Source organism: Dactylosporangium sp. CS-033363, assembly GCF_050942475.1.
In the GTDB taxonomy this organism is placed as follows: Bacteria; Actinomycetota; Actinomycetes; order Mycobacteriales; family Micromonosporaceae; genus Dactylosporangium.
Window position 1 is genome coordinate 10,385,008 of the sequence record NZ_CP192032.1, and the last position, 18,087, is coordinate 10,403,094.

28 protein-coding genes and 1 pseudogene are annotated in these 18,087 nt (G+C 68.2%); all 29 read right to left on the bottom strand.

All coding sequences use genetic code 11. The features are described 5' to 3' along the window. Positions 1 to 18: 18 nt before the first annotated feature. A complete protein-coding gene (locus tag ACQPZ4_RS47895) occupies positions 19 to 672 on the bottom strand; it encodes an adenylate kinase (protein ID WP_433052428.1) in 654 nt (217 codons plus the stop codon). Next, the gene (gene secY, locus ACQPZ4_RS47900) at positions 672 to 2,009 is read right to left on the bottom strand and encodes a preprotein translocase subunit SecY (protein ID WP_433067053.1); all 1,338 of its coding nucleotides are present in this window, start codon (positions 2,007 to 2,009) and stop codon (positions 672 to 674) included. Before secY ends, ACQPZ4_RS47895 begins: the two co-directional genes overlap by 1 nt. Positions 2,010 to 2,205: 196 nt before the next feature. Beyond that, a complete protein-coding gene (rplO, locus tag ACQPZ4_RS47905) occupies positions 2,206 to 2,664 on the bottom strand; it encodes a 50S ribosomal protein L15 (RefSeq protein ID WP_433052431.1) in 459 nt (152 codons plus the stop codon). Between the two features lie 3 nt (positions 2,665 to 2,667). Beyond that, positions 2,668 to 2,850, bottom strand: coding sequence for a 50S ribosomal protein L30 (gene rpmD, locus ACQPZ4_RS47910; RefSeq protein WP_433052434.1), 183 nt, complete (start codon positions 2,848 to 2,850; stop codon positions 2,668 to 2,670). A 2-nt stretch (positions 2,851 to 2,852) separates the two neighbouring features. Then, positions 2,853 to 3,479: a 30S ribosomal protein S5 gene (gene rpsE, locus ACQPZ4_RS47915; RefSeq protein ID WP_433052437.1), complete on the bottom strand. Its 627-nt coding sequence runs from the start codon at positions 3,477 to 3,479 to the stop codon at positions 2,853 to 2,855. A 12-nt stretch (positions 3,480 to 3,491) separates the two neighbouring features. Continuing rightward, on the bottom strand, positions 3,492 to 3,887 hold the full coding sequence (gene rplR / locus ACQPZ4_RS47920; RefSeq protein ID WP_433052440.1) for a 50S ribosomal protein L18: 396 nt from the start codon (positions 3,885 to 3,887) through the stop codon (positions 3,492 to 3,494). Further along, a complete protein-coding gene (rplF, locus tag ACQPZ4_RS47925; RefSeq protein ID WP_433052443.1) occupies positions 3,884 to 4,426 on the bottom strand; it encodes a 50S ribosomal protein L6 in 543 nt (180 codons plus the stop codon). The genes rplR and rplF overlap by 4 nt, the downstream gene beginning before the upstream one ends. 13 nt (positions 4,427 to 4,439) lie before the next feature. Then, positions 4,440 to 4,847, bottom strand: coding sequence for a 30S ribosomal protein S8 (gene rpsH, locus ACQPZ4_RS47930; RefSeq protein WP_350611880.1), 408 nt, complete (start codon positions 4,845 to 4,847; stop codon positions 4,440 to 4,442). A 63-nt stretch (positions 4,848 to 4,910) separates the two neighbouring features. Next, the gene (locus ACQPZ4_RS47935; RefSeq protein WP_190249376.1) at positions 4,911 to 5,096 is read right to left on the bottom strand and encodes a type Z 30S ribosomal protein S14; all 186 of its coding nucleotides are present in this window, start codon (positions 5,094 to 5,096) and stop codon (positions 4,911 to 4,913) included. A gap of 13 nt (positions 5,097 to 5,109) precedes the next feature. Then, positions 5,110 to 5,673, bottom strand: coding sequence for a 50S ribosomal protein L5 (rplE, locus tag ACQPZ4_RS47940; protein ID WP_433052447.1), 564 nt, complete (start codon positions 5,671 to 5,673; stop codon positions 5,110 to 5,112). Continuing rightward, positions 5,673 to 5,987 carry a 50S ribosomal protein L24 gene (gene rplX / locus ACQPZ4_RS47945; RefSeq protein ID WP_432980335.1) on the bottom strand — a complete coding sequence of 105 codons (315 nt, stop codon included), beginning with the start codon at positions 5,985 to 5,987 and terminating at the stop codon, positions 5,673 to 5,675. Before rplX ends, rplE begins: the two co-directional genes overlap by 1 nt. Before the next feature lie 2 nt (positions 5,988 to 5,989). Continuing rightward, positions 5,990 to 6,358: a 50S ribosomal protein L14 gene (gene rplN, locus ACQPZ4_RS47950; protein ID WP_033357657.1), complete on the bottom strand. Its 369-nt coding sequence runs from the start codon at positions 6,356 to 6,358 to the stop codon at positions 5,990 to 5,992. An 84-nt stretch (positions 6,359 to 6,442) separates the two neighbouring features. Beyond that, positions 6,443 to 6,727: a 30S ribosomal protein S17 gene (rpsQ, locus tag ACQPZ4_RS47955; protein WP_344615991.1), complete on the bottom strand. Its 285-nt coding sequence runs from the start codon at positions 6,725 to 6,727 to the stop codon at positions 6,443 to 6,445. Positions 6,728 to 6,729: 2 nt separating this feature from the next. After that, complete coding sequence (gene rpmC / locus ACQPZ4_RS47960; protein ID WP_433052450.1) at positions 6,730 to 6,969, bottom strand: 50S ribosomal protein L29; 240 nt, start codon at positions 6,967 to 6,969, stop codon at positions 6,730 to 6,732. Beyond that, positions 6,969 to 7,394: a 50S ribosomal protein L16 gene (gene rplP, locus ACQPZ4_RS47965; RefSeq protein ID WP_190249381.1), complete on the bottom strand. Its 426-nt coding sequence runs from the start codon at positions 7,392 to 7,394 to the stop codon at positions 6,969 to 6,971. Before rplP ends, rpmC begins: the two co-directional genes overlap by 1 nt. A gap of 3 nt (positions 7,395 to 7,397) precedes the next feature. Then, positions 7,398 to 8,255 (bottom strand): 30S ribosomal protein S3, encoded by an 858-nt coding sequence (gene rpsC, locus ACQPZ4_RS47970; RefSeq protein WP_433052453.1) that lies wholly within the window; start codon positions 8,253 to 8,255, stop codon positions 7,398 to 7,400. A 116-nt stretch (positions 8,256 to 8,371) separates the two neighbouring features. Continuing rightward, positions 8,372 to 8,812: pseudogene (gene rplV, locus ACQPZ4_RS47975) on the bottom strand (50S ribosomal protein L22); the annotation flags it as partial. Positions 8,813 to 8,843: 31 nt separating this feature from the next. Continuing rightward, positions 8,844 to 9,125, bottom strand: coding sequence for a 30S ribosomal protein S19 (gene rpsS, locus ACQPZ4_RS47980; RefSeq protein ID WP_190249384.1), 282 nt, complete (start codon positions 9,123 to 9,125; stop codon positions 8,844 to 8,846). A 12-nt stretch (positions 9,126 to 9,137) separates the two neighbouring features. Next, positions 9,138 to 9,977: a 50S ribosomal protein L2 gene (gene rplB / locus ACQPZ4_RS47985; protein ID WP_433052456.1), complete on the bottom strand. Its 840-nt coding sequence runs from the start codon at positions 9,975 to 9,977 to the stop codon at positions 9,138 to 9,140. A 12-nt stretch (positions 9,978 to 9,989) separates the two neighbouring features. Further along, a complete protein-coding gene (gene rplW / locus ACQPZ4_RS47990; protein WP_354756605.1) occupies positions 9,990 to 10,292 on the bottom strand; it encodes a 50S ribosomal protein L23 in 303 nt (100 codons plus the stop codon). Between the two features lie 3 nt (positions 10,293 to 10,295). Beyond that, positions 10,296 to 10,964 carry a 50S ribosomal protein L4 gene (gene rplD / locus ACQPZ4_RS47995; protein WP_433052460.1) on the bottom strand — a complete coding sequence of 223 codons (669 nt, stop codon included), beginning with the start codon at positions 10,962 to 10,964 and terminating at the stop codon, positions 10,296 to 10,298. Continuing rightward, on the bottom strand, positions 10,961 to 11,632 hold the full coding sequence (gene rplC, locus ACQPZ4_RS48000) for a 50S ribosomal protein L3 (protein ID WP_433052463.1): 672 nt from the start codon (positions 11,630 to 11,632) through the stop codon (positions 10,961 to 10,963). The genes rplD and rplC overlap by 4 nt, the downstream gene beginning before the upstream one ends. A 12-nt stretch (positions 11,633 to 11,644) precedes the next feature. Next, positions 11,645 to 11,953: a 30S ribosomal protein S10 gene (gene rpsJ / locus ACQPZ4_RS48005; RefSeq protein WP_018347762.1), complete on the bottom strand. Its 309-nt coding sequence runs from the start codon at positions 11,951 to 11,953 to the stop codon at positions 11,645 to 11,647. Positions 11,954 to 12,277: 324 nt separating this feature from the next. Further along, positions 12,278 to 13,471 carry an elongation factor Tu gene (tuf, locus tag ACQPZ4_RS48010; protein ID WP_433052466.1) on the bottom strand — a complete coding sequence of 398 codons (1,194 nt, stop codon included), beginning with the start codon at positions 13,469 to 13,471 and terminating at the stop codon, positions 12,278 to 12,280. A 131-nt stretch (positions 13,472 to 13,602) separates the two neighbouring features. Continuing rightward, positions 13,603 to 15,702: an elongation factor G gene (gene fusA / locus ACQPZ4_RS48015; RefSeq protein ID WP_433052469.1), complete on the bottom strand. Its 2,100-nt coding sequence runs from the start codon at positions 15,700 to 15,702 to the stop codon at positions 13,603 to 13,605. Positions 15,703 to 15,749: 47 nt separating this feature from the next. Further along, a complete protein-coding gene (gene rpsG, locus ACQPZ4_RS48020) occupies positions 15,750 to 16,220 on the bottom strand; it encodes a 30S ribosomal protein S7 (protein ID WP_426508124.1) in 471 nt (156 codons plus the stop codon). Position 16,221: 1 nt separating this feature from the next. Then, complete coding sequence (rpsL, locus tag ACQPZ4_RS48025) at positions 16,222 to 16,596, bottom strand: 30S ribosomal protein S12 (RefSeq protein WP_033357671.1); 375 nt, start codon at positions 16,594 to 16,596, stop codon at positions 16,222 to 16,224. Between the two features lie 534 nt (positions 16,597 to 17,130). Next, complete coding sequence (locus ACQPZ4_RS48030) at positions 17,131 to 17,634, bottom strand: hypothetical protein (protein ID WP_433052474.1); 504 nt, start codon at positions 17,632 to 17,634, stop codon at positions 17,131 to 17,133. Further along, positions 17,635 to 17,970: a hypothetical protein gene (locus ACQPZ4_RS48035; RefSeq protein ID WP_433052477.1), complete on the bottom strand. Its 336-nt coding sequence runs from the start codon at positions 17,968 to 17,970 to the stop codon at positions 17,635 to 17,637. Positions 17,971 to 18,087: the final 117 nt, after the last annotated feature.

Below are 18,087 nucleotides of genomic sequence, written 5' to 3' on the forward strand. Positions count from 1 at the left end.
ACGTACGTCCGCCGGCGCTCAGGCGCCGTAGGAACGGAGGGCGTCGATCGCGCGCACGGTGATGTCCTCCACGGGACCCGTCGCGTCGATGCCCACCAGCTTGCCCTGTGCGCCGTAGTAGTCGACCAGCGGCGACGTGTCGCGCGCGTAGACCTTCAGCCGCTCGGCGATGGTCTCGGCCTTGTCGTCGTCGCGCTGGAAGAGCTCGCCGCCGCACCGGTCGCAGACCCCGTCGTGCGTCGGCGCGTCGAACTCGATGTGCCAGATCTTGCCGCAGCCGCGGCAGGTCCGCCGGCCCGAGAGCCGGCGGATGACCTCTTCGTTCTCGACCACGAGCTCGAGCACGATGTCCAGCCCGGTGCCGAGGTCGGCCAGCAGCTTGTCCAGCGCGTTGGCCTGGGGCACCGTGCGCGGGAAGCCGTCGAGCAGGAAGCCGTCGGTCGCGTCGCCCTCGCTGAGCCGGTCGGACACCATGTTGATGGTGACCTCGTCCGGCACCAGCTGGCCCGCGTCCATGTACCGCTTGGCCTCGACGCCGAGCGGGGTGCCCTGCCCGACGTTGGCCCGGAAGATGTCGCCGGTGGAGATTTTGGGCACGGCGAGGTGCGCGGCGATGTACTCGGCCTGGGTCCCCTTGCCCGCCCCGGGGGGACCTACCAGCACCAGCCTCACTACCGGAGGAACCCTTCGTAGTTGCGCTGCATCAGCTGGCTCTCGATCTGCTTCACCGTCTCGAGGCCCACACCAACAATAATGAGGACCGCGGTGCCACCGAACGGGAAGTTCTGCAGAGCCTGCCCGCCGCCCACGATCCCGATGAGCAGGTTGGGCAGGATCGAGATGATGCCCAGGTAGAGCGCGCCGGGGAGGGTGATGCGGCTGAGGATGAAGTCAAGATACTCGGCGGTGGGCTTGCCCGGGCGGATGCCGGGGACGAATCCACCGTACTTGCGCATGTTGTCCGCCACCTCGGTCGGGTTGAAGGTGATGGACACGTAGAAGTAGGTGAAGAAGATGATCAGCAGGAAGTAGATCGAGATGTGCCAGGCACTGTTCTGCGGAACGATGTTCCGGTTGATCCACAGGATCGTCTTGTTCGTCGAGTCGGTGCCGGCGAACGAGGTGATCAGCTGCGGGATGTAGAGCAGCGAGGAGGCGAAGATGACCGGGATGACGCCCGCCTGGTTGACCTTCAGCGGGATGTAGGTCGAGGTGCCGCCGTACATGCGCCGGCCGATCATCCGCTTCGCGTACTGCACCGGGATGCGCCGCTGGGCCTGCTCGAGGAAGACCACGAAGGCGATGACGACGACCGCCAGGCCGACGATCACGAAGAACGTGGTCTTGTTGTCCTGCCAGATCTGGATGCCCTCGAGCGGGAGCCGGGCCGCGATCGAGGTGAAGATGAGGACCGACATGCCGTTGCCGACGCCGCGGTCGGTGACCAGCTCACCCAGCCACATGATGACGCCGGTGCCGGCGGTCATGGTGACGACCAGGCAGGTCAGCGTGAGCCACATCGGGATGCGGCCGGTGTCCGGGATGATCGGGTACTGCGACTGGTCGCACGCGCCGCCGAAGAGCTGGCCGGACCGCGCCAGGGCGACGAACGCCGAGGCCTGCAGGATGCCGAGCCCGAGGGTCAGGTAGCGCGTGTACTGCGTGATCTTCGCCTGGCCGGACTGGCCCTCCTTGCGGAGCTGCTCGAGGCGCGGGATCACCACCGTCAGCAGCTGCAGGATGATGCTCGCGGTGATGTAGGGCATGATGCCCAGCGCGAACACCGACAGCTGGAGCAGCGCCCCACCGGAGAACAGGTTCAACAGGGTGAAGACCTGGTTGTCCTTGCTGTTCTCGACGATGTTGAGGCACTTCTGCACGTTGCCGTAGCTGACGCCCGGGCTGGGCAGGGTCGCGCCGAGCCGGTACACGCCGATCATCAGCAGCGTGAACAAGATCTTCTTGCGCAGGTCAGGCGTTCGGAACGCACTAACAAAGGCGGAGAGCAACTTCATCCTCCTGCGCAAGGCGGCCGGTCGTTCGGCCGACGAGGTGGGGTCCGGGTGGTGCGTGTGACTGGGCCGTGCGATTGAGTCGAGCGTGTTACTGCGCAACGGACTCTAACAGGATGTCCGGGGCACATCACGTCCGGCTTTGAATGCGCCGCGTGGCGCCCACCACGGTGGTGGACGCCACGATAGCGCTCTATTCCGAGTCGCCGCCGAGCAGCTTGACAGAGCCGCCGGCCGCCTCGAGCTTCTCCTTGGCCGACGCGCTGAACTTGTGCGCGCTGACCTGCAGCTTCACGCCGCCGAGCTCCCCGTCGCCGAGGACCTTGACGAGCTCGCCCTTGCGGACGGCGCCGGCGTCGACCAGCTCGGCCACGCCGACCGTGCCGCCCTGCGGGAACAGCTCCGCGAGGCGTGCAAGGTTCACAACCTGGAACTCGATCCGGTTCCGGTTGCGGAAGCCCTTCATCTTCGGCAGGCGCATGTGCAGGGGGATCTGACCACCCTCGAACGCCGCCGAGATGTTCTTGCGGGCCTTGGAACCCTTGGTACCACGACCGGCGGTCTTGCCCTTGGAGCCCTCACCGCGACCCACACGGGTCTTCGCGGTCTTGGCGCCGGGGGCCGGACGCAGGTGGTGCAGCTTGATCGTCATGAGTTACTCCACCTCTTCCACCGTGACGAGGTGCGACACGGTGTGGATCATGCCGCGGATCTCCGGGCGATCCTCCTTGACGACCACGTCGCGGATCCGCTTCAGGCCCAGCGAGCGCAGCGTCTCGCGCTGGTTGTGCTTGCCGCCGATCTCGGACCGGATCTGGGTCACCTTGAGACGGGCCATGGCTATGCCCCCGCCCCGGCGCGCGCGGCCAGCATGGCGGCCGGCGCGACGTCCTCGACGGGCAGGCCACGGCGCGCGGCCACGGCCTCCGGGGACTCGAGCTTCTTCAGCGCCGCCACCGTCGCGTGGACGATGTTGATGGCGTTGGAGGAGCCGAGGCTCTTGGAGAGCACGTCGTGGATGCCCGCGCACTCCAGGACGGCGCGGACCGGGCCGCCGGCGATGACGCCCGTACCGGCGGAGGCCGGCTTGAGCAGCACGACACCGGCCGCGTCCTCGCCGATCACCGGGTGCGGGATGGACGCCGCGAGCCGCGGGACCTTGAAGAAGTGCTTCTTGGCCTCCTCGACACCCTTGGCGATGGCCGCGGGCACCTCCTTGGCCTTTCCGTAGCCGACGCCGACCGTGCCGTCGCCGTCGCCGACGATCACCAGGGCGGTGAAGCTGAAGCGACGACCACCCTTCACGACCTTGGCGACGCGGTTGATCGCGACGACCCGCTCGAGGTGCGGGGTCTTCTCGGCGGGCGCGTTGCCGCGGCCGCCTCCCTCACGACGATTCTCGCGACGGCCGCCACCACCTTCTTGGGTGTTACCGGACCCGCCGCCCCTGCGCTGAGGACCAGGCATGAACGTTTCTCCTTAGAACTCGAGTCCGGCTTCGCGGGCGGCATCCGCCAGCGCCGCGATGCGGCCGGCGTACTTGTTGCCACCACGATCGAAGACGACCTTGCCAACACCCGCGGCCTTGGCCCGGTCGGCGAGGAGCTTGCCGACCTTCGCGGCCTGCGCCTTCTTGTCGCCGTCGGTGCCGCGGACGGTCGCGTCGAGCGTCGAGGCCGAGGCCAGCGTGTGGCCCTTGAGGTCGTCGACGATCTGCGCGGTGATGTTGCGAAGCGAGCGGGTGACCACCAGGCGGGGACGCTCGGCGGTGCCACCGACGTGCTTGCGGATACGGAAGTGCCGGCGAGCACGCCCCGTGCGGCGCGCGGCGGCAACGCCGCCGGAGTTGCGGCGCTTGAGCAGCGTGGCGCTCATTTCTTACCAGCCTTTCCGGCCTTGCGGCGGATGACCTCGCCCTGGTACCGCACGCCCTTGCCCTTGTACGGCTCCGGCGGGCGAATCTTGCGGATGTTGGCGGCGACCTCGCCGACCTGCTGCTTGTCGATGCCGGCGATGTGGAACACCGTCGGCTTCTCGACCGTGAAGGTGATGCCGGGGGGCGGCGTCACGAGGACCGGGTGCGAGAACCCGAGCGCGAACTCGAGGTCGCTGCCCTTGGCCGTGACGCGGTAACCGGTGCCGGCGATCTCCAGGCTCTTGCGGTAGCCCTCGGTCACGCCGATCACCATGTTGGAGACCAGCGTGCGCGACAGGCCGTGCAGTTCCTTGGACTTCCGCTCGTCGTTCGGGCGGACGACGCTGAACGTGCCGTCCTCGGCCCGCTCGATCGTGATCGGCTCGGCCAGGGTGTGGCTCAGCTCGCCCTTGGGGCCCTTGACGGTGACACGGGCGCCGTCGACCTTGATGTCGACGCCGGCGGGCACCGTGATCGGCTTACGTCCGATTCGAGACATGTGATGCCTTCCCTTACCAGACGTAGGCGAGGACTTCCCCGCCCACCCCTCGCTTGCGAGCCTGCTTGTCGGTCAGCAGGCCCTGGGACGTCGAGATGATGGCCACGCCGAGGCCGCCGAGCACGCGCGGCATCTCGACCGACTTCGCGTACACGCGGAGGCCGGGCTTCGACACGCGGCGGATGCCGGCGAGGCTGCGCTCACGGTTCTGGCCGTACTTGAGGTCGACGACAAGGGTCTTGCCGACCTTGCCCTCTTCCGGGTCCTGAACCAGCCACGCGGACACATAGCCCTCGGACTTGAGCACCTCGGCGATGTTCGCCTTGATCTTCGAATATGGCATCGACACCCGGTCGTGGTACGCCTGGTTGGCGTTGCGCAGACGGGTCAGCATGTCTGCGATCGGGTCGGTCATGGTCATGGGTTTGTCAGCCTTTCTCGCCGCGGTTCCGCACCGGGTCGGTGGGCCTGCGGCGAAGGAGGATTACCAGGAAGCCTTGGAAACGCCGGGCAGTTCGCCACGGTGCGCCATCTCACGGATGCACACGCGGCACAGGCCGAACTTGCGGTAGACGGCCTTGGGCCGGCCGCAGCGCTGGCAGCGGGTGTACGCGCGGACCGCGAACTTGGGCTTCGCGGCGGCCTTGAGGACAAGGGCCTTCTTCGCCATTGGTCAGTTCTCCCTAGTTCTCACGGAAGGGGAAGCCGAGCAGCTTGAGCAGCGCGCGACCTTCCTCGTCCGTGCGGGCGGTGGTGACCACGGTGATGTCCATCCCTCGCGGCCGGTCGATGCGGTCCTGGTCGATCTCGTGGAACACCGACTGCTCGGTGAGACCGAACGTGTAGTTGCCGTTGCCGTCGAGCTTGCGCCCGTCGAGGCCGCGGAAGTCGCGGATACGCGGCAGCGCGATCGACAGCAGGCGGTCCAGGAACTCCCACATGCGGTCGTTGCGCAGGGTGACCTTGGCGCCGATCGGCATGCCCTCGCGCAGCTTGAACTGCGCGATCGACTTGGTGGCCCGCCGGACCTGCGGCTTCTGGCCGGTGATGGTGGCCAGGTCGCGGACCGCGCCGTCGATGAGCTTGGAGTCGCGAGCAGCCTCGCCGACACCCATGTTCACGACGACCTTGACCACGCCGGGGATCTGCATGACGTTGTCGTACTTGAACTGGTCCCGCATCGCGCCGGCGATCTCGTCGCGGTAGCGCTGCTTGAGGCGCGGGTTCACCTTCTCGACCGTCGTCATCACAGTTCCTTACCGGAACGGCGGGACACGCGGGTCTTCACGCCGTTCTCGTCCTCGCGGGAGCCGACCCGGGTCGCGTTGCCGTCCGAGTCGATCACCATCACGTTCGAGATGTGGATGGGGGCTTCCTGCGTCACGATGCCGCCGGTCTTCGAGCCCCGCTGGGTGGTGCGGATGCGGGTGTGCTTCTTGACCCGGTTCACGCCCTCGACGACGACCTTGTCCTCGCGCGGAAGCGCGGAGAGGACCTTGCCGCGGGAACCCTTGTCCTTGCCGGCGATGACGAGGACGGTGTCGCCCTTTTTCACCTTCATGGCTACAACACCTCCGGCGCGAGCGAGATGATCTTCATGAAACGCTTGTCCCGCAGCTCGCGACCGACGGGGCCGAAGATGCGGGTTCCGCGCGGGTCGCCGCCGTCCTTGATGATCACGGCGGCGTTCTCGTCGAAGCGGATGTACGAGCCGTCCGGCCGGCGCCGCTCCTTCGTGGTCCGGACGACGACGGCCTTGACCACGTCGCCCTTCTTCACGCCGGCGCCCGGGATGGCGTCCTTCACCGTGGCCACGATGATGTCGCCGATACCTGCATAGCGGCGGCCGGAGCCACCGAGAACGCGGATGCAGAGAATCTCCCGAGCACCCGTGTTGTCGGCGACGCGCAGCCGCGACTCCTGCTGAATCACGCTTGTCTCCTAATGTCTGCCAGTTCTCGGCGCCGGCCCGAGGCGATCCTGGGCACCGGCGCCGAGCTTGGCGGAACGACGGCCCTACTTGGCCTTTTCGAGGATCTCCACGACCCGCCAGCGCTTGGTCGCCGACAGGGGGCGGGTCTCCATGAGCAGCACCCGGTCGCCGACGCCGCAGGCGTTCTGCTCGTCGTGCGCCTTCAGCTTGCTGGTGCGGCGCATGACCTTGCCGTACAGCGGGTGCTTGACCTGGTCCTCGACCGCCACGACGACGGTCTTGTTCATCTTGTCGCTGACCACGAGGCCCTCACGGACCTTGCGGCGGCCGCGCACCTCGGTGCCCGACTCGGTCGTCTGCTCGCTCATGCTCATGCCACCTCAGCCACAGCGTCGGGCGCGGCGGAAAGACCCAGCTCGCGCTCGCGCATGATCGTGTAGATCCGGGCGATGTCCCTGCGGATGGTCTGCAGGCGCCCGTGGTTGTCCAGCTGGCCGGTGGCCGACTGCACGCGGAGATTGAACAGCTCCGCCTTGGCTTCCCGCAGCTTCTCGACCAGGGCCTCGTCGGACTGCTCACGCAGCTCGGTCGCCTTGATACCGGCGGCCATCACACATCAGCCCCTTCGCGCGTGACGATCCGGCACTTCAGCGGAAGCTTGTGGATCGCGCGGCGCATTGCTTCCCTGGCGATCTGCTCGTTCGGGAACGACATCTCGAACAGGATCCGGCCCGGCTTGATGTTGGCCACCCACCACTCCGGGGAGCCCTTACCGGAACCCATGCGGGTCTCGGCCGGCTTCTTGGTGATGGAGCGGTCCGGGAAGATCGTGATCCAGACCTTGCCACCACGGCGGATGTGCCGGGTCATCGCGATACGGGCCGCCTCGATCTGGCGGTTCGTGATGTACGCGGGCTCGAGAGCCTGAATACCGAACTCACCGAAGACCACGCGGGTGCCGCCCTTGGCCGGGCCGTGCCGGTCCGGGTGGTGCGGCTTGCGGAAGCCCTTCGGGGGCTTACGAGGGATCAGCATTCGTCAGCCCTCCTGCTGCGTCTCTGCCGGAGCGGCGGCGGGCGCCTCCGCGGCGGGGGCGCTGTCGCCGGCGGCCGCCTCGGCGGCGTGCGCGGCGGCGGCGGCCCGGCCGGCCTCGGTGCCACCGGCGGTCGTGCCGGAGGAACCGGAGCGACCGCGGCGCGGGCGCTCGGGCCGGTCGGCGCGGTCACGGCGGCCACGGGACGGAGCGGCCTCGGCCGGCGCCTCGCGACCCGGAACGGCGTCGCCCTTGTAGATCCAGACCTTCACGCCGATGCGGCCGAAGGTCGTACGGGCCTCGAAGAAGCCGTACTCGATGTTCGCGCGCAGCGAGTGCAGCGGCACGCGACCCTCGCGGTAGAACTCGGTGCGGCTCATCTCCGCGCCGCCGAGACGGCCGGAGACCTGCACCCGAATTCCGCGCACGAGCGGGTTCTTCATCGCCGACTGCATCGACTTGCGCATCGCGCGGCGGAAGCTGACGCGGCTGGACAGCTGCTCCGCCACGGCCTGCGCGACGAGCTGGGCATCCGACTCGGGGCTCTTCACCTCGAGGATGTTCAGCTGCACCTGCTTGCCGGTGAGCTTCTCGAGCTCGGCGCGGATGCGGTCCGCCTCGGCGCCCTTGCGGCCGATGACGATGCCCGGGCGGGCCGTGTGGATGTCCACGCGGACCCGGTCGCGGGTGCGCTCGATGTCGACCTTGGCGATGCCGGCCCGCTCCAGGCCCTTGGACATCATCCGACGGATCTTGACGTCCTCGGCGATGTAGTCCTTGTAGAGCTTGTCGGCGTACCAGCGGGACTTCCAGTCGGTGCTGATGCCGAGCCGGAACCCGTGCGGGTGAACCTTCTGACCCATTACTCGGTCCCTTCCTCGGCCTCAGCCTGGTCGGCGTCGGCCTTCTTGGCCGCAGCCTTCTTGGCCGGAGCCTTCTTCGCCGCCTTCTTGGCGGGCGGGGCCTCGACCTCGTCGACCTCGTCCGTCTCCGGCGTCACGGCCTTGGCGGCCTTGGTCGCCTTCGCCACGCCGGCCTTCGCCGCGCGGGCCTGGGCGGCCGGGACGCTCTCGACCACGATCGTGATGTGGCTGGTGCGCTTGCGGATGCGGTACGCCCGGCCCTGCGCCCGCGGCCGGAACCGCTTGAGCGTGGGGCCCTCGTCGACGTAGCACTCGGCGACCAGGAGCGAATCGGGGTCGAGACGCTCGTTGTTCTCTGCGTTGGCAATGGCGCTCGCGAGCACCTTGTAGACCGGCTCGCTCGCCGACTGCGGCGCGAACTGCAGCACCGTGAGCGCCTCGCGCGCGGGGAGACCGCGCACCAGGTTCACCACACGGCGCGCCTTCATCGGCGACACGCGGACGTGCCGCGCGATCGCCCGCGCACCGGGCAGCGCCGCCTCGCTCTTCGTTGGCATCGGGAAATCCTCTTGATTCCTATCGGCTGCCTTAGCGGCGGCGGCTCTTCCGGTCGTCCTTCTCGTGACCCTTGAACGTGCGGGTCAGCGCGAACTCGCCGAGCTTGTGCCCGACCATCGCCTCCGTCACGAAGACGGGCACGTGCTTGCGTCCGTCGTGGACGGCGATCGTGTGCCCGAGCATCTCGGGGACGATCGTCGACCGGCGCGACCAGGTCTTGATGACGTTCTTGGAGTTCTTGGCGTTCTGGACTTCCACCTTCTTGATCAGGTGGTCGTCAACGAACGGGCCCTTCTTCAGGCTGCGAGGCATTGCTCAGGCTCCTTAGCCGCGCTTCCGGGTGGCGTAACGCCGACGGACGATGAGACGGTCGCTCGGCTGGCCCTTGCGCCGCGTACGGCCCTCCGGCTTGCCCTTCGGGTTGACCGGGTGGCGACCACCCGAGGTCTTACCCTCACCACCACCGTGCGGGTGGTCGATGGGGTTCATCGCGACACCACGGACGGTCGGGCGCTTGCCCTTCCACCGCATACGGCCGGCCTTGCCCCAGTTGATGTTCGACTGGTCGGCGTTGCCGATCTCGCCGACGGTGGCACGGCAGTGCACGTCGACGCGCCGGATCTCACCCGAGGGCATACGCAGCGTGGCGTACTGGTCCTCGCGGCCGAGCAGCTGAATGCCGACGCCGGCCGAGCGGGCCAGCTTGGCGCCGCCACCCGGGCGCAGCTCCACCGCGTGCACGGTGGTGCCGACCGGGATGTTGCGCAGCGGCAGGTTGTTGCCGGGCTTGATGTCAGCGCCGGCACCGGCCTCGACCGCGTCGCCCTGCTTGAGGTCCTTCGGGGCGATGATGTAGCGCTTCTCGCCGTCGGCGTAGTGCAGCAGGGCGATGCGCGCGGTGCGGTTGGGGTCGTACTCGATGTGCGCGACCTTGGCGGGAATCCCGTCCTTGTCCGCACGCCGGAAGTCGATCAACCGGTACTGGCGCTTGTGCCCGCCGCCCTGGTGCCGAGCGGTGACCCGCCCGTGGACGTTGCGGCCGCCCTTGTTCGGCAGCGGCACGAGGAGCGACTTCTCGGGCGTCGATCGGGTGATCTCGGCGAAGTCGGAAACGCTCGAGCCACGACGACCGGGCGTCGTCGGCTTGTATTTACGGATAGCCATCGTCTATACCCCTCAGCTGACCGGTCCGCCGAAGGCTTCGATCCGGTCACCCTCGGCGAGCTTCACCATTGCCCGCTTCGTGTCCTTGCGCTTGCCCCAACCCGTGCGGGTCCGCTTGCGCTTGCCTTCGCGGTTGATGGTGTTGACCGTCAGGACGCGGACGTTGAAGATCTGCTGGATCGCGATCTTGATCTCGGTCTTGTTGGCGTCCGGGTGCACCAGGAACGTGTACCAGTTGCGGTTGAGCTCGCTGTAGCTCTTCTCCGAGACCACCGGCTGGATGATCACGTCCCGCGGGTCGGCGATCGTCGCCATGGCTCAGCCCTCCTCGTTGCTGTCGGCGTCGGCGCTTGCGCCCGACTCGGCCGGCACCCCGAGGAACTCGTCCAGCGCCGCGGTGGTGAACACCACGTCGTCGGCGACGAGCACGTCATGGGTGTTGAGCTGGTCGGCCACCAGCAGGTGGACCGACTGCTCGTTGCGCAGGCTGAGCCAGTTGGCCTCGTCGTCGCGGGCGAGCACCACGAGCACCCGGCGGGCCTCGGTGATGCCGCGCAGCGCGGCGAGCGCGTCCTTGGTCTTCGGCGTCTCGCCCTCGATGAAGGTCTCGACGACGTGGACGCGGCCCTCGCGGGCACGGTCCGACAGCGCACCGCGCAGGGCGGCGGCCTTCATCTTCTTGTTCACCCGCTGGGTGTAGTCGCGCGGCACGGGGCCGTGGACCACGCCACCACCGGTGAACTGCGGCGCGCGGATCGAGCCCTGGCGGGCGCGACCGGTGCCCTTCTGCTTGTAAGGCTTCTTGCCACCGCCGGCGACCTCGCCGCGGGACTTCGCCTTGTGCGTGCCCTGCCGCGCGGCGTTGAGCTGCGCGACGACGACCTGGTGCATCAGCGGGATGCTGGCCTGGGCGTCGAAGATGTCGTCGGGGAGCTCGACGGAGCCGTTGGTGGTGCCGTCGGCCTTACGAACGTCGACGGAGGTCATTTGGTGATCCCGCCCTTCTGCGCCTTCGTCTCGATCTTGGCCGCGCTGCGCAGGAGCACGAGGCTGCCCTTCGGGCCGGGGACGGCGCCCCGGACCAGGATCAGGCCCTGCTCGGCGTCGACCGCCTGAACGGTGACGTTCTGCACGGTGAAGCGCGCGCCACCCATGCGACCGGCCATGCGGACACCCTTGAACACGCGACCCGGGGTCGCGCAGGCGCCGATGGAGCCGGGCGAGCGGTGCTTGCGCTCGACACCGTGGCTGGCCCGCAGGCCGTGGAAGCCGTGCCGCTTCATGACACCGGCGTAACCCTTGCCCTTGGTGCGGCCGGTCACGTCGATGCGCTGGCCGGCGGCGAAGGTGTCGGCGCTGATCTCCTGGCCGAGCGAGTACTCGCCGGCGTCGGAGGTCCGCAGCTCCACGATGTGCCGCCGCGGCGCGACGTCCGCCTTGGCGAAGTGGCCGGCGCGCGGCTTGTTGACCTTGCGCGGGTCGATCTGCCCCCACGCGAGCTGAACCGCCGAGTACCCGTCGTTGTCGGGCGTGCGCACCTGGGTCACGACGCACGGGCCGGCCTGCACCACGGTCACCGGGACAACCTTGCCGTTGTCCCAGACCTGGGTCATGCCGAGCTTCTCACCCAGGATGCCCTTGACTTGCCTGTCCATAAGTCCGAGTCCCTACAGCTTGATCTCGATGTCGACACCGGCCGGCAGGTCGAGCCGCATGAGCGAGTCGACGGTCTTCGGCGTGGGGTCGATGATGTCGATCAGACGCTTGTGCGTGCGCATCTCGAAGTGCTCGCGCGAGTCCTTGTACTTGTGCGGCGAGCGGATCACGCAGTAGCGGTTGATCTCAGTGGGCAGCGGCACCGGCCCAGCGACCTGAGCCCCGGTGCGCGTGACCGTCTCGACGATCTTCCGCGCCGAGGAGTCGACGACCTCGTGGTCGTAGGCCTTGAGCCGGATGCGGATCTTCTGTCCCGCCATGGTGGCTTCAGTTCCCTCTCTCATGCGGGGCTTCGCAACCCCGCCAAACCCCGAAGGGTCCGGTGCCGCCTAATGTGTTTGTCCGACCCCCGCGGTCGGGCGTGTCGCGGCCAAGGGCCAGGCTCCGCCATATGCGATTTCCCGCTATGGAGACCGACCCCAGGGCGTGCCACGCCCGTCGAGGGGATCCGCGCCGGTCCAGTGGACCGACGCCGCGCAGAAGCGGTCGAGACTGTTCAACGAGCAGTCTCGACCGCCCCGCGACGCAACCCGTCCATTATGCCGCAAGCATCGCGACAAAGTGAAATCGGGGTACCTCTGGTGCTACTTGATGATCTTCGTCACGCGGCCGGCGCCGACGGTACGGCCACCCTCGCGGATCGCGAAGCGGAGGTTCTCCTCCATCGCGATGGGCTGGATGAGCTGCACCGCCATGCTGGTGTTGTCGCCCGGCATGACCATCTCGGTGCCCTCGGGCAGCGTGACGACGCCGGTGACGTCCGTGGTGCGGAAGTAGAACTGCGGCCGGTAGTTCTGGAAGAACGGGGTGTGCCGGCCACCCTCCTCCTTGGAGAGGATGTAGACGGTCGCCTCGAACTCGGTGTGCGGGGTGTTGCTGCCCGGCTTCACCACGACCATGCCGCGCTCGACGTCCTCGCGCTTGATACCGCGCAGGAGCAGGCCGACGTTCTCACCGGCGCGCGCCTCGTCGAGGATCTTGCGGAACATCTCGATGGCGGTGCAGGTGGTCTTCATCGACTTGGCCTTGATGCCGACGATCTCGACTTCCTCGTTCGGCTTGAGGATGCCGCGCTCGACACGACCGGTCACGACCGTGCCACGACCGGTGATCGTGAAGACGTCCTCGACGGGCATGAGGAACGGCTTCTCGGTCTCGCGCTCGGGCTGCGGGATCGCGGTGTCGACGGCGGTCATGAGCTCCATGAGAGCGTCCGACCACTTCTGGTCGCCCTCGAGGGCCTTGAGCGCCGAGACGCGCACGACGGGAGCGTCGTCGCCCGGGAACTCCTGGCTCGACAGCAGCTCACGGACCTCGAGCTCGACGAGCTCGAGGAGCTCCTCGTCGTCGACCATGTCGCTCTTGTTGAGCGCCACGACGATGTACGGCACACCGACCTGGCGGGCCAGCAGCACGTGCTCGCGGGTCTGCGGCATCGGGCCGTCGGTCGCCGCCACCACCAGGATCGCGCCGTCCATCTGCGCGGCACCGGTGATCATGTTCTTGATGTAGTCGGCGTGACCCGGGCAGTCGACGTGCGCGTAGTGCCGGGCCTCGGTCTGGTACTCGACGTGCGCGATCGAGATCGTGATGCCGCGGGCCTTCTCCTCCGGCGCCTTGTCGATCTCGTCGAACGGCGTGTACGGGTTCACGTCCGGCATGCGGTCGTGCAGCACCTTGGTAATGGCCGCCGTCAGCGTCGTCTTACCGTGGTCGATGTGACCGATGGTGCCGATGTTGACGTGCGGCTTAGTCCGCTCGAACTTCGCCTTCGCCACTGGTGTCCTCCTGTGGACTTCTTGGTTCACGGTGCGCCGACGCTGGAAGCGCCGACGCACCCTGTCGACTTGGGTCTGGCGGCCTAAGCCTCAGCCCCGCTGACTCAGCCTCACGGCCAATACCGGCGGCTTTACTCGCCGGTTGCCTTCGCGATGATCTCCTTCGCCACGTTCGCGGGAACCTCGGCGTAGGAGTCGAACTGCATCGAGTAGCTCGCCCGGCCCTGCGTCTTCGACCGCAGGTCGCCGACGTAGCCGAACATCTCCGACAACGGCACGGTGGCGCGGACGACACGGGCGCCGCCACGCTCCTCCATCGCCTGGATGGTGCCACGCCGGGAGTTGAGGTCGCCGATGACGTCGCCCATGTTCTCTTCCGGAGTGGTGACCTCGACGGCCATCAGCGGCTCGAGGAGCGTCGGAGTGGCGCGGCGCGCCGCCTCCTTCATCACCATCGAGCCGGCGATCTTGAACGCCATCTCCGACGAGTCGACCTCGTGGTACTGGCCGTCCAGCAGCGTCAGCTTCACGCCCACCATCGGGTACCCGGCCAGCACGCCGTACTGCATCGCGTCCTGCGCGCCGGCGTCCACCGAAGGAATGAACTCCTTCGGGATGCGCCCGCCCGAGACCGCGTTGACGAACTCGTAGGTCGCGCCGTCCGCCGACATCTCCAGCGGCTCGAGCTTGACGATGACCTTCGCGTACTGCCCCGAGCCACCGGTCTGCTTCTTGTGGACATAGTCGATCTTGTCCACAGTGCCCTTGATGGTCTCGCGGTAGGCCACCTGCGGCTTGCCGATGTTGGCCTCGACGCTGAACTCGCGGCGCATGCGGTCGACCAGGATGTCGAGGTGGAGCTCGCCCATCCCGGCGATGATCGTCTGGCCGGTCTCCTCGTCGTTCTTGACGCGGAAGGTCGGGTCCTCCTCGGCCAGGCGCTGAATGGCGGTGCCCAGCTTCTCCTGGTCGGCCTTGCTCTTCGGCTCGATGGCCACCTGAATGACCGGCTCCGGGAACGTCATCGACTCGAGGATGACCGGGTTGGCCGGGTCACACAGCGTGTCGCCGGTGGTGGTCTGCTTGAGACCCTGCACGGCGATGATGTCCCCCGCCTGGGCGCTGGGACGCTCTTCACGCTTGTTCGCGTGCATCTGGTAGATCTTGCCGATCCGCTCCTTGCGGTCCTTGGTGGAGTTGACCACCTGGGCGCCGGATTCGAGCGTGCCGGAGTAGATGCGCACGTAGGTCAGCTTGCCGAGGTGCTTGTCCGTCTGGATCTTGAAGGCCAGCGCGGAGAAGGGCTCGCTGTTCGACGGCTTGCGCAGCAGCGGGGTCTCGCCGTCGGTCGCCACGCCCTCGACCGCCGGAATGTCCAGCGGCGACGGCAGGAACTCGACCACGGCGTCGAGCATGGGCTGAACGCCCTTGTTCTTGAACGCCGAGCCGCACACGACCGGGTTGAGCTTGCCGGCGATCGTCGCCTTGCGGATCGCGGTCTTGAGCTCCTTGACGTCGAAGGTGTCGCCGTCGAGGTAGCGGACCATGATGTCGTCGTCGGTCTCGGCGAGCGTCTCGAGGAGCTTGTCCCGGTACTCGTTGGCCTGCTCGACCAGGTCCGCCGGGATCTCCTCGATCGCGTAGTCCTCGCCCTTCTGGGTCTCGCCGCGCCAGGTCAGCGCGCGCATCTCCAGCAGGTCGACGACGCCGATGTGGTCGCCCTCGAGGCCGATCGGAATCTGCAGCACCAGCGGGGTGGCGTTGAGCCGGTCGACCATCATCTGCACGCAGCGGAAGAAGTCGGCCCCGGTCCGGTCCAGCTTGTTGACGAAGCACATACGCGGGACGTTGTACTTGTCCGCCTGCCGCCAGACGTTCTCGGTCTGCGGCTCCACGCCGGCGACGCCGTCGTAGACCGCCACCGCACCGTCCAGGACGCGCAGCGACCGCTCGACCTCGACCGTGAAGTCGACGTGGCCGGGCGTGTCGATGATCTGGATCGTGTGGCCCTTCCACTCGCACTTCGTGGCGGCGGAGGTGATGGTGATGCCGCGCTCCTGCTCCTGCTCCATCCAGTCCATGACCGCCGCGCCCTCGTGGACCTCGCCGATCTTGTACGTGATGCCGGTGTAGAAGAGGATGCGCTCGGTCGTCGTCGTCTTACCGGCGTCGATGTGCGCCATGATGCCGATGTTGCGGACCTTGGCGAGGGCGGCGTCTGCGGCAGCCACTACAAATCCCTACTTCGTCTCTCGTCGGATGTGCTGAGAAGCGACGCTTACCAGCGGTAGTGCGCGAAGGCCTTGTTGGACTCCGCCATCTTGTGGGTGTCCTCGCGGCGCTTCACCGAAGCACCGAGACCGTTGCTGGCGTCCAGCAGCTCGTTCATGAGCCGCTCGGTCATGGTCTTCTCGCGACGGGCGCGGGAGTAGGTGACCAGCCAGCGCAGGCCCAGCGTCGTCGCCCGGGGAGGGCGCACCTCGACCGGCACCTGGTAGGTCGCGCCACCGACACGGCGGCTGCGAACCTCGAGGGTCGGCTTCACGTTGTCCATGGCGCGCTTGAGCGTCACCACGGGGTCGGTGCCGGTCTTCTCGCGGGCGCCTTCGAGCGCGGTGTACACGATGCGCTCAGCAAGCTGACGCTTGCCCTCGACCAGGATCTTGTTGATCAGCTGGGTGACGAGCAGCGAGTTGTAGACCGGGTCCGCCACGAGCGGCCGGCGCGGCGCGGGGCCTTTACGCGGCATGTCAGCTCTTCTCCTTCTTCGCGCCGTAACGGCTGCGGGCCTGCTTGCGGTTGCGGACACCCTGGGTGTCCAGCGAACCACGGATGATCTTGTACCGGACGCCGGGCAGGTCCTTCACACGGCCGCCACGGACCAGCACGATCGAGTGCTCCTGAAGGTTGTGACCGACACCGGGGATGTAGGCCGTCACCTCGATGCCGTTGCTCAGTCGCACACGGGCCACCTTGCGAAGCGCCGAGTTGGGCTTCTTCGGCGTGGTGGTGTACACACGCGTGCAGACGCCCCGCCGCTGCGGGCTTCCCTTGAGCGCCGGCGTCTTGGTCTTGCTCAGCTTCGCCTGGCGGCCCTTGCGGACCAGCTGCTGGATCGTAGGCACTGGGCCTGCCTCTCCCTTCGGCCTCGCGGCCGCAACGTCTTCTCTTCTGTCTCCCGGCGTGACCGGCACCCGCGGTCGGGCGTGTCGCCCGTTCCGCGGCCCGGCCCGATTGATCCCAGCCCGGGGTTGTGGTCCGCACCCACCCTCACTCCCGCGGAGCGGGGCCGATGTGGGCGCACGCACGAGTTGCCCGGCAATGCCGGGCACGAGGGGAAAGAGTACCCACCGTAAGGACGCTGGTCAAAATCGCCCTAGGCGCCCGCCGACGGAACACTCTTCACACCAAGAGTACCTGGTCGCGGATCGAAGTGTCCGGGGGGCCCGTTTCCCGTGCTCAACTGCCCGGATTCGCACCCGTCCGCCCTTGCTCGCGCCTGGCGTCCCGGGCCGCTTCGGGCTGCGCTTCGAGTTCAGCTCACGAGGGACGTGCGTGCTCTCGCGCGGCGCTCCGGGCTGCGCTTCGGGCTGCGCTTCGGGCTCAGCTCGCGAGGGACCTACCTGCTCGCGCCCGGCGCTCTGGCCTGCGCTCCGGGCTCAGCTCACGATGAACGTGAGCAGGATGACCAGCACCGCGAGGCCGCCGCCGACGCCGCCCAGGATCATCCCGGTGATCGCCATGCCCCGGCCGCTGACCTTGACCCCGGTGCCCGCGGCCCGGCGGATCTGGCGGGTGGCGGCGAGGCCCAGCCCGGCCGCTCCGGCGCCCAGAAAGACACCCAGGACGGTGAACGCGCCGGCGGCCGCCAGGCCCCAGCCCTCAGAGGCGCCGGTGAAGCCCAGGCACATGGCGAACAGCGCGACCAGGATCGAGGCGATGCCCGCGATCAGGGAGCCGATGGAGGGGCCGCTGGGCGTGGCCGCCACGGACGGGTAGGCGACCCCGAACGGGGTGCCCTGCACGGCGTCCACGCGCATGGCCGGGGCCAGTGCGGGCGACGGCGGGGCCATCGGCTGCGGGTACATGGGCTGCGGCTGGCCGTAGGCGGGAGGCGGCGGGCCGTAACCGGGCGGCTGCGGCTGATACGGCGGGTACGACATCTAGTTCACCGTCGAGTCGAAGTCGGTGCCGCGCTGGCGGGCGTAGTGCAGCAGGCCGATGATCGTGAGCACGACCAGGCCGGCGATGGCGAGCACGATCCCGGTCCAGGCGAGCCGCACGCCGCTGCGCAGGCGCCGGGAGCCGAGCAGGAAGCCCTCCGCGGCGACCAGCTCTCCCCGCGACTCGCGGGCCATGAGCAGCGCCAGCGTCGCCGGGATCACCCCGCCGAGGAACGGCCCGGTGACGACCGACAGCAGGCCCAGCCCGAACACGGCGGTGGCCTTGGTCGCCCGGACGGGGTCCGGGTCCAGCGGATGCCGGCTCGATGACGTCACGAGTCGACTCTATCCGGTGAACGGCGCCGGCTCCTTCCGGTGCCGTGCACCGCTTCGGTCCGGCGCGGTGCTCGGTCCGGTCCGGCGCGGTGCTCGGTCCGGTCCGGCGCGGTGCTC